A 1,254-nucleotide genomic window follows, 5' to 3' on the forward strand; every position below is an offset into this window, starting at 1 on the left:
TTAACACTCCGTAACAATATAGTTGCCGTTTCTTTTAAAGTTTATTTCCCGAGTGCCGTTAAGTACTGCAACGAGTTCGACTTACAAGACATAGTTCTGTTGGTCAGAACTATGGTGTCGAACAGCAGATTGCTCAATTCAGGAGAGACGATATGCCACAAATAATTAATACTAACATCGCATCCTTAAACGCTCAGCGTAACTTGGATAGCTCTCAGTCAGCACAGGAAACAGCGTTGCAGCGTTTGTCTTCTGGTCTTCGTATTAACAGTGCAAAAGATGATGCAGCCGGTATCGCGATTGCTAACCGTATTGACGCTCAGGTTCGTGGTTTGAGCGTAGCATCACGAAATGCGGGTGACGGTGTCTCGCTTGCACAGATCGCTGAAGGTTCTATTGAATCGATTTCTACAAGTTTGCAGCGTTTACGTGAGCTTTCGGTTCAGTCTTCGAACGCTTCGAACGGTGATTCAGAGCGAGTTGCTTTGAATCAAGAAGCGCAGCAGTTGATTTCAGAAATTGAGCGAACTGCAGGTTCTGCAACATTTAACGGCGTAAATCTGCTAGACGGTTCTTTCCAAGGCAAATCTTTCCAAGTTGGAGCTAATGTTGGCGATGAGGTAACGGTTAGCCTAGGGTCTGTTGACACATCTTCACTTGGTTCAGCAGCCTCTTCTGGTGTGTCTAGTAACTCTAGCAAGGCAGCGATCGCAGCGAACGCCACAGGTGCCGCCCTTCGTGAGCTTGTTGCCGGCGATTTGGTAATTAATGGAGTATCAGTTGGTGCATCATCTGGTGGTTCTGACACAGCATCAGCACTACTTAAGAGCTCAAGTGCAATTTCAAAAGCTGCTGCAATTAATGCAGTAAGTGACCAGACTGGTGTTGTAGCAACGGCGAATGCTAACACAGTAGAAGGTACTTCAGTAACGTCTGCAGCTGGTACTACTGCGGGCACGCGTGTTGTAACTATCAATGGTGTTCAGCTGTCCTTGGTTGTTGCGGCGTCAGGTGCGGGCAACGCTACAGCTACTCAAACAGAACTTGGTAAAGTAGCTGATCAAATTAATTCTCGCCAAGACGCAACCGGCGTTACCGCAGCTGTCGTTGAAACTGACGACGGTTTCCGCGTTGACTTGACGGCTGAAGATGGTCGAAACATCTCGTTATTAGATGGTACTGCTGGTGACGCTGCTGCTGCAGGTTTACGTGCGGGTGCTGCAACCAACGCAAACGTCTACGTTGGTAATGTTA

At 47.5% G+C, this 1,254-nt stretch carries 1 pseudogene; it reads left to right on the forward strand.

Annotated elements, in window-relative coordinates:
• Positions 1–152 precede the first annotated feature (152 nt).
• Positions 153–1,254 (forward strand): annotated as a pseudogene (locus A3762_RS13240) (flagellin); the annotation flags it as partial.

The organism is Oleiphilus sp. HI0125, assembly GCF_001635355.1.